The 8,092-nt window shown below is 69.3% G+C and carries 9 protein-coding genes; 4 read left to right on the top strand and 5 right to left on the bottom strand.

Annotated elements, in window-relative coordinates:
* Positions 1 to 23: 23 nt before the first annotated feature.
* Complete coding sequence (locus ACTWPV_RS37730) at positions 24 to 659, bottom strand: GNAT family N-acetyltransferase (protein WP_443155456.1); 636 nt, start codon at positions 657 to 659, stop codon at positions 24 to 26.
* Between the two features lie 247 nt (positions 660 to 906).
* On the opposite strand from ACTWPV_RS37730, the gene ACTWPV_RS37725 reads away from it, so the two are divergent.
* On the top strand, positions 907 to 1,560 hold the full coding sequence (locus ACTWPV_RS37725; protein ID WP_443155455.1) for a L,D-transpeptidase family protein: 654 nt from the start codon (positions 907 to 909) through the stop codon (positions 1,558 to 1,560).
* A 26-nt stretch (positions 1,561 to 1,586) separates the two neighbouring features.
* Here the strand turns inward: ACTWPV_RS37725 and ACTWPV_RS37720 are convergent, their stop codons facing one another.
* The 4 genes from ACTWPV_RS37720 to ACTWPV_RS37705 all read right to left on the bottom strand — a co-directional run bounded on the left by ACTWPV_RS37720 (position 1,587) and on the right by ACTWPV_RS37705 (position 6,341).
* The gene (locus ACTWPV_RS37720) at positions 1,587 to 3,173 is read right to left on the bottom strand and encodes an NADH-ubiquinone oxidoreductase-F iron-sulfur binding region domain-containing protein (protein WP_443155454.1); all 1,587 of its coding nucleotides are present in this window, start codon (positions 3,171 to 3,173) and stop codon (positions 1,587 to 1,589) included.
* 64 nt (positions 3,174 to 3,237) lie between these two features.
* Positions 3,238 to 4,095 (bottom strand): ferric reductase-like transmembrane domain-containing protein, encoded by an 858-nt coding sequence (locus ACTWPV_RS37715; RefSeq protein ID WP_443155453.1) that lies wholly within the window; start codon positions 4,093 to 4,095, stop codon positions 3,238 to 3,240.
* 66 nt (positions 4,096 to 4,161) lie between these two features.
* Positions 4,162 to 5,700, bottom strand: a complete 1,539-nt coding sequence (locus ACTWPV_RS37710; protein ID WP_443155452.1) for a DUF1996 domain-containing protein — start codon at positions 5,698 to 5,700, stop codon at positions 4,162 to 4,164.
* Positions 5,697 to 6,341, bottom strand: a complete 645-nt coding sequence (locus tag ACTWPV_RS37705) for a DUF4142 domain-containing protein (RefSeq protein ID WP_443155451.1) — start codon at positions 6,339 to 6,341, stop codon at positions 5,697 to 5,699. Before ACTWPV_RS37705 ends, ACTWPV_RS37710 begins: the two co-directional genes overlap by 4 nt.
* A gap of 117 nt (positions 6,342 to 6,458) precedes the next feature.
* Here ACTWPV_RS37705 and ACTWPV_RS37700 point away from each other — a divergent pair, with 117 nt between their 5' ends.
* The 3 genes from ACTWPV_RS37700 (at position 6,459) to ACTWPV_RS37690 (ending at position 8,089) form a co-directional block, all read left to right on the top strand.
* Positions 6,459 to 7,004 carry a sigma-70 family RNA polymerase sigma factor gene (locus tag ACTWPV_RS37700; RefSeq protein WP_132333685.1) on the top strand — a complete coding sequence of 182 codons (546 nt, stop codon included), beginning with the start codon at positions 6,459 to 6,461 and terminating at the stop codon, positions 7,002 to 7,004.
* The gene (locus ACTWPV_RS37695; RefSeq protein ID WP_443155450.1) at positions 7,004 to 7,201 is read left to right on the top strand and encodes a zf-HC2 domain-containing protein; all 198 of its coding nucleotides are present in this window, start codon (positions 7,004 to 7,006) and stop codon (positions 7,199 to 7,201) included. Before ACTWPV_RS37700 ends, ACTWPV_RS37695 begins: the two co-directional genes overlap by 1 nt.
* Positions 7,202 to 7,285: 84 nt before the next feature.
* Positions 7,286 to 8,089, top strand: coding sequence for a tryptophan 2,3-dioxygenase (locus ACTWPV_RS37690; protein ID WP_443155449.1), 804 nt, complete (start codon positions 7,286 to 7,288; stop codon positions 8,087 to 8,089).
* Positions 8,090 to 8,092: the final 3 nt, after the last annotated feature.

The raw sequence follows: 8,092 nt of genomic DNA, 5'->3' as shown, positions 1-8,092 counted from the left end.
CCCAAAACCCGGTCCCCGCGCCGTCATCCTGGAAGGCCGAGGAGGGGCAGGCAGGCGGGCAGGTTGTGGATCTCGAAACCGGGTGACTCCTGCCAGTCCTCCCTGGCCAGGCGGAAGCGCCGGGTGACGGCCGGCCTGCCCTGGCGGTCGTGGACCGTGATGCCGTCCTCCTGGTAGCCGAGCTTTCTCGTCACCGCCAGCGAGGCGTGGTTGTCCTCGAACGCCTCGGTCGTCGCGTGGCGCGCCCCCAGCCCGGCGAAGGCGAGGTGCAACACCGCGCCGCGCATCTCGGTGCCGATGCCGTCGCCCTGGAAGCGCTGCCCCAGCCACGAGCCGGTGCCGACCTCGCGGGTGACCGCGAAGGACGTGGCCGTGACGCCCTGCGTGCCGACGATCTGACCGTCGTACACGACCACGAAGTCGATCGACCACTTCTCCGGGGCGAGCGAGCCCCACGCGCGGAAGTGGTACTGCAGCGTGCTCCTGGCCCGCTCGGCGGGCTCGGCGTCCGTCCAGGGGAAGAGGAACGGCATGAATCCCGTCTCGTGGACGCCCTCGGCGGCGCGGTCCGCGAGCTCGTCGAGCTCGTCGAGCGTGGGGAGGCGCAGTTCCAGGCGGGGCGTGGTGATGGACAGGTCGAACAGGGGCCAGTTCCGCATACCACCGCATGGTGGCAGTCGGCGTGCCCGTTCGCGACCGGTTTTTCGCCGGCAGTGATAGTCGAATAAACGGGGAATGCCCGTTTATAGTGGGATTCGTTAATTCGCCGCCTTTACCGGACAAAACCCATGCATGAGGTGAATTCTCGACGATGTGGGTAGGCATCGAATTATGATCATAAAGCTTCGAAGAATCGGCGCTTTCGCCGTTGGATGCGGGGCGCCCTTGCTGATGGGCATACCTGCGATGGCGGACAAAGACCGTCCGACACCGGTGGAACGGGCCGAGATCAAAACACCCCTCCTGCGGCCGGGCGACCGCGGCAAGGAGATCGAGCTGCTCCAGCGGAGACTGCGCCAGGGCCGCTACTACTTCGGCAAGATCAACGGGCGCTACGACGAGCAGACGAAGTTCGCGGTCTGGGCGCTGCAGAAGAGCCACAAGATGCAGGTGCGGGGCGCGGTGGGGCCGGACGTCTGGCGGGCGCTCGACCGGCCGCTTCGCACCCGTGCGCTGGTGCCCAACGGCCCGGCGAACCGGGTCGAGGTCAGGCTCCGCGAGCAGCTGATGATCGTCTACCGCCAGCACCGTCCCGCGCTGATCTCGCACATCTCCAGCGGCGCCCAGAGGCGCTGGTGCCTCAACGGGCGCTGCGGCGACGCGGTCACTCCCGTGGGCGACTTCCGCGTCAACCGGCGAGCGCCCGGGTGGACGACCGGGCCGCTCGGGTCGATGTACAACTCCCTCTACTTCGTCGGCGGCATCGCGTTGCACGGCTCCACGAAAGTCCCGAACCGGCCGGCGTCCCACGGGTGCGTACGCGTGCCGATGGAAACGTCCAAGCGGCTCTACCAAATGGCGGGCATGGGAGAGCCGGTATATGTCCGACAGAAATGGTAATTACTGAAATAATCAGATATGTCGCGTCACCCCGCCGTACCTCCGGCCCTCGAGACGTTCGGGCCGGTGCTCACGCGCGTGAGCCGGGGCATGCTCGCCCCGGCCTTCCTGAGCACGCCGTCCTTGACCAGCCGCAGGGGCGAGCCGGCGGGCGTGGAGCCGTCCCCGGTGGTCCGGGCGAGCCGCAAGGCCAGCGCCGGACACATGTCGACCGCCCGCCGCGCCTCCTTGGCGAGGTGGCCGGGGACGTTCCTGAACGAGGGGAACCCGTAGTCGTCGAGGTCCACTAATTCCGGCAACAGGTGCGCGCAGAGCCCGTGCCCCTGGCAGCGGGACCAGTCGACCTCCAGCCGGTACTCGGGGTCGGCCTCGCGCTCGGGCATCGGCAGCACGCCGCGGATCGGCCGGCCGCACGAGCCGTGCTCCAGGTGCTGCGCGATCTCGGTCTCGAACGCGTCCAGCGCCGACAACACGAACTTCGCCGTGCCGTCGGGGTGGAAGCACGCCCCGCGCCGCTCGACGCCGCGCACGCAGCGGCGTACGGCGTCCACCGAACCCGTGCCCTCGACCAGCGCGTACATGGCCCTGGCGATGTCCGGCAGGCCGAGGCGGCACGGGCCGCACTGGCCGGCCGACTCGGCCGCCAGGTAGGCCGACACCCTGGCGGCCTCGCCGAGCGCGCAGGTGGACTCGCCGAGCGGGACGATGATCCCGGCCCCGAGAGTCGCTCCTGCCTGCTTCATGCCCTCGCGTGAGAGCACGGCCGTCTGGACGACCTCCGCGGACAACCACGCGCCGTGGTAACCGCCGATGAGCACGCCGTCGCCGATCTCGGATTCGGTCAGCGCGAGCACGTCGGCCAGGTAGGTGCCCGTGGGCGCCTCGATGACCGCACCCTGGGCCGCGCCGCCGCTGACGGTGAGCAGGATGGTGCCGGGCTCCTTGCTGGTGCCGACCTCGGCGTACTTCTCGGGGCCGTACTCCGCCAGCAGGGCGAACTGCGCGTACGTCTCCGTGTTGGACAGCAGGGTCGGCAGGCCGTCCACCCCGCTCGTGGCGGCCCGCTTCTTGCGGCCGGGCGGGATGCCCTCCTCGCCGTTCACGGCCTTGACGAGTGCGCCTCCCTCGCCGGAGATGAACCTCTCCTTGATCCCGACCACCCGGATCGGGACCCGGCTCTCCGCGCCGCCCGACACGTTCGAGGCCCGGCGCTCGGCCACGGCGGCGGCGACGGACGCCTCGGCGACCTCGCCACCGGCCGTGGCGACGACCACCTCGCGGGCGCCCAGCGCCTCGGCGGCCAGCACCGCGCCGTCCAGCACCAGGTGGGGGTTGCGGGTGAGCAGCATGGCGTCCTTGGAACTGGCCGGCTCGCCTTCGGCGCCGTTGACCAACACCACGCTTTCGCCCGTGCCCGCCGCGTCGGCGACCGCCCGCAGCTTGCGCGCGAACGGGAAGGCCGCGCCGCCCCGCCCGCGCATGTCCACGTCGTTGGCAAGGGAGATGAGCTCGGCCAGCTCGCGCGGCTCCACGACCCCGTGGAGCGTGCGGTGCGCGGGCAGGTCGAGCCGGCGGCAGTGGTCGAGCCCGGCGGTGAGCCGGGCCGGACCCATGCGTAACACCCGGGGAACTCGGGCCGGAATCACGGTCGCTCCTGATCAGTCGTCGCGGGCAGGCTCATCCGGCCTCCCGGTATCTGCGCCTGGCATCGGCCAGGCTCACGGGTGCGTTGACGTTCACCGCGCCAGTCCCGGCGCCAGTCCAGGTGCCGGCCCCGGCGGCGGCCGGGACGGCGACCTTCTGCGGCCGTTGGTTCGGCACGCCCGCGGTGGCCGGCGACGTCACCGCCGGCCCTTCGACCCTCTCGGGCACGATCGACGGCCGGCGCAGCGAGGCCAGCACCCGCACGCAGAGCGCGGAGCCGACCGCCGCCAGGCAGGCCACGTAGGACCAGGCCACCCAGCCGGCCGGCGGACGGCCGGCGGTGAGCCCGTGCATGATGCCGACCGGCCAGGCCACGTACGCGGCGGCGTGGAGGATCCGCCACATCCATGGCCTGGTCCGTACGGCGAAGCGCCCCCTCAACATTCCCGTGACCACGGCCAGGACCATCAGGTCGAAGGCCAGCGCGCCGAACCCCACGTAGAGCCCGGCGACGGGGACGACCGCCGCCCCCAGCGGCACGTGCCCCAGACTGATCATGAGGGTGATGTGCGTGATCAGGTAGGCCAGCCCGATGAACGCGGTGGCTCTGTGCGCGAGCTGGGCCCTGACCCGGTTGGCCGGTGTCAGGAAGACGCGTTCGGTGGTGAGCAGGCCGAGTGCGACCGTCGCGGTCAGCAGCACCAGCGCGAACACGCCGGCGTAGAACTCGAGGAAGCCCACCCCTCGGCCGAGCAGCGCCACGCCACGTTCCGTCCTGGTCAGCGCGAACGCCGACAGCAGGATGGCCATGATCGAGGCGCTCGCCCCCAGCCGGACGCTTCTGGTGTCCAGCTTGGTGGGGGCGTGCCTGGGGGATCGTCTGTGGAGCATCTATTTCCCTCCAAGGTCGGGTGAGGGTGCGACTCGGAAGGCTGGTGCCCGTGAGGGCATGTCAGATCAGCAACGGCGGCCCCGGTTGATGCATGAGACGACGGTCTGCATCAGCCGATCGGGCATCACATTGACGAAGTCGCCGTGGTCGGTGACCGGATTGTGCTTCTGCTCGGGAAAGGCGTCCACGGCGTACGACGGGCCTTGTGGGACGTTGTACGCGAGGGTCATGCGGAGTTGGGGAATCGCCCGAGTGCCCTGAGGGCAGGCACCGTTCTGGTCGGGGAAGACCACGTGCGTCCGGTGATTGGCGCTGTCGGTGTTCTGGCCGTCCCAGCAGCTAGGGAAATCCAGGATACGAAGAACCTGACTGCCACGCGGGCAAAGCGTGTATTTATCGGGACTTATGCGATTTTGGAATCCCGAGCAGCTCCAGCCCGCCTTGGCGTTGGCGCCGCCGTTCGTGCCCGCCTTCGCGTCACCGGTGATGATCCGCATGAACCTCGGCATCGCCACGACGTCGTCGGTGGCGTTGCCGCGGAACTGGAGCGTCGCGGCGCGGGGCAGCAGCAGCCGGCCGACGTTGCCGTCGGGGTCGCCGGCGTTCTCGTTCGACCTGCGGTCCCTGATCACGGGCCAGAAGTACGTGGACTTGTCGCCCAGCCGGCAGGTGGTGCCCGCGGCGGCCAGGCTCTCGTCGGTGGAGAACGCGTCCGTCGACAGGTTGCCCACGTAGTCGTGCAGGTGGTGCGCCCCGTTGCTCACGCCGGGCGCGACGATGAAGTTGTCGGGGTTGTGGTGGCGGTTGCGGTTGGTGCCGCAGCGGGAGACGAACGAGCCGCGGGAGCCGTCCCTGCCGATCCGCACCTCGTTGACCGGCTGGACCTGGCGGATGTTGACGAAGTCATCGGTGAACGGGCCGAGGTCGCAGTCGTTCCCGTCGCCGCTCTGGGTGGGGGAGGGGGAGGGCGACGCCGTTCCCTGCGGGGGCGGGCTCTGCGTCGGGTCGTCGGTGGGGTCGTCAGTGGGGTTGCCGGTGGGGTTGCCGGTCGGGTCGTCAGTGGGGTTGCCGGTGGGGTTGCCGGTCGGGTCGTCGGTCGGGTTGCCGGTGGGGTTGCCGGTGGGGTCGTCGGTCGGGTCCTGGGTCCGCGTCGGGCGGGGGTCCGGCCGGCCGCGGCGCGACTGCACCGTGGCGCTGTCCTCGGGCTCGGGGGCGCGTGCCGTGTCGTCCGGCGAGCCGGCGGGGTCGGCCACCGCGGCGCCGCCTCCCTGGGGAGCCTGCTGGTCGGGGTCCTGCTGGTCCTGCCGCTGGTCCTGGTTCGGGTCCTGCTGGTCGGGGGCCTGCTGGTTCGGGTTCTGGCGTCCCTGGTTCCTGTCGGGGAACTGCCCGTCGCCGTTCTGGCCCTGGTTCCGTCCGTTCCTGTTCCGCTGGTCGAAGTCTCGTCGCTGATTCCGATCCCGCTGTTCCTGCTGCGACGGGGACTCGGCCGAGTCGCAGATGTCGGCGCGTGCCGGGCCGACTCCGATGACGGCCGCGGACACCAGCCCGCTCGCCGTCACGGCCAAAGCGGACATGGCCGCGGCCATGCGTCTGGATCTCCTCATGTGTGTCTCCTCGAATCGACCGCCATCGCGACGGGTGGAGCTGGCGCGGGCGAGGGTGGTTCCGGCAGGGCGTTGTGGTCGACCAGGCCGGTGGACTCCAGCAGCGCCATGTGCCTCATGACGTACTTCACGCCCTCCTCGGCGAACTTCCTGATCTCGGAGTTGCGGGTGCCCGCCCGCACCGCCGCCACGGTGGTGAAGACCTTGCCGTGTGCGGCACGCAGCAGGTTCGCGTAGTCCCTGTCGAAGGCGGGCCCGCTCTCCGCGGCGAGCTGGGCCATCCAGCTCTGCTGCTGCGGGTTGGGCTCGTCCGGCAGTGCCACGCCCAGTTTCTTCGCGACCTGACGGGTCAGCAGGTCCAGCTTCATGTGATCTTCCATGATCAGCCTGCCGACTTCCTTGACACGCTGGGACTCGGCGCGGGTCTTGGCGTACTCGCCTGCGGGCATCTCCCACAGGCCGGCCTGCCGTACCTTGACCAGCAGGTCGCGGTCGGCCGCCGTGAGCGGTCCCGTGGACGTCTGCGCCCACTGGGCGGCAGCGGGATCGATAACCGGTGGCATGACCAGCAGGATCGTCACCGCGGCCGCCACGACGAAGCCGCCGAGCATGAACACCTCGCCGCGCAAAAGCCTGTGCATGGTGGGAGGTACGCGGGCTTCACCCCCCTGGTTCATCTATGGCCGGAGATAGTTAGAAATGACTGGAGTTATCGGAGTGGCTACCGCTTGGATAACGAAGGTGTAAAGATGTGCCCCGTGCTAGGTCACCTCGACGGCAGGTTCGAGAGTGCGGATGCCGAGGCGGAGCACCGCATTGCGGTGCTTTACCAGGAGTTCGGCGGCCCTCTGCTGCGACACGTCCGCAAATCCACAGGTAACGACCTTCAGTGGGCCGAAGACGTTGTACAGGAGACGCTCGTCCGGGCCTGGCGGAACTCGGCAAGACTGCAATGGGAACCAAGCCTTATATGGGCGTGGCTGCTTACCGTGGCCCGTCGCATAGTCATTGATGGTCGTCGGCGGAAGAGCGTTCGGCCGCAGGAGGTCGAGCCGCCCGAAGTCGACATGATGGCGGTGCCGGACGGTTCGGATCGGGCTCTGTCGGCGATGGTCGTCGCGGACGCCCTCCGGTCCCTGTCCGCGGAACACCGCGAAGTCATTGAGCAGACCTACCTTCGAGACCGTACGATAAGTGAGGCGGCGGAGATTCTGGGGATCCCACCGGGCACGGTGAAGTCCCGGCTCTACTACGGGATCCGGGCTCTCCGCGAACTGCTGCGGGACAAGGGGGTAGCCGGCTGATGCATGACGGGGTGGCCGCCTACGCTCTCGGCGTCCTCGACGAAGAGGAGCACGAGGCCTTCGAACGCCACCTCGACACGTGCGAGCGATGCCAGGCGGAGCTGGTGGAGCTCGCCGAGCTGCCGGACCACCTCGACGAGCTCAAGAACGCCTCCTCGACTTCCGACGACGATCCCCCGATGTCGATGTCACGTTGACGTCTATCCCCTTTTCGGGTGGTATCGGTATCGGCGAGACGTGCGCCCGGCGGCAAGTGCCGGGTGGTCGGGGGGAGGTGTTCGGTGGGCATCGACGACGATGCGCCCCGTCCCCCGCGCCGGCGGTTCGGCGAGGAAGGCGGCCGGCTGTCGTACGGCGGCTACCTCCGCCTGCCCGCGCTGCTCGCCCAGCAGCAGCCGCAGTCGCAGGCCCCTGACGAGCTGCTCTTCATCACCATCCACCAGGTCTACGAGCTCTGGTTCAAGTTGCTGCTCCATGAGCTGGAGTCGGTTCGCGAGGCCATGTCCCGTGGCGAGCTGTGGCGGGCCAGGCACCTGTTCCGGCGGGTGCACGCGGTCGAGCGGGTGCTGGTCGAGCAGGTCGAGGTCCTGGAGACGATGACGCCTCAGGACTTCCTCGAGTTCCGCTCGATGCTGGAGCCCGCCAGCGGGTTCCAGTCCGTGCAGTTCCGGGAGCTGGAGTTCCTGTCCGGGCTGAAGGACGAGCGTTACCTCGGCAGCTTCCGGCACGCCGAGGATGCCGATCTCGCCAGGCTGCGCCGCAGGCTGTCGGAGCCCACGCTGTGGGACGCCTATCTTGACGCGCTGTCGCTGCGTGGCCTGCCGGTCTCCGATGATGAGATCATGAACTCGCTGCTGGCCGTGGCGAGAGACCGCAGGTCCCACGACGACCTGTGGCAACTGGCCGAAGACCTGCTGACCCACGACGAGACCACAGCGCTGTGGCGAATGCGTCATGTCCAGATGGTCGAACGCCAGATCGGCACCAAGTCGGGCACAGGCGGCTCGACGGGCGCCCCCTATCTGCGCGGTAGAACGCGCCTGCACTACTTCCCGCTGCTGTGGGAACTAAGGGCCTGGCTATGAACA

This window comes from Nonomuraea sp. KM88, assembly GCF_052245635.1.
In the GTDB taxonomy this organism is placed as follows: Bacteria; Actinomycetota; Actinomycetes; order Streptosporangiales; family Streptosporangiaceae; genus Nonomuraea.
This window is presented reverse-complemented; position numbering and strand designations above follow the sequence as displayed.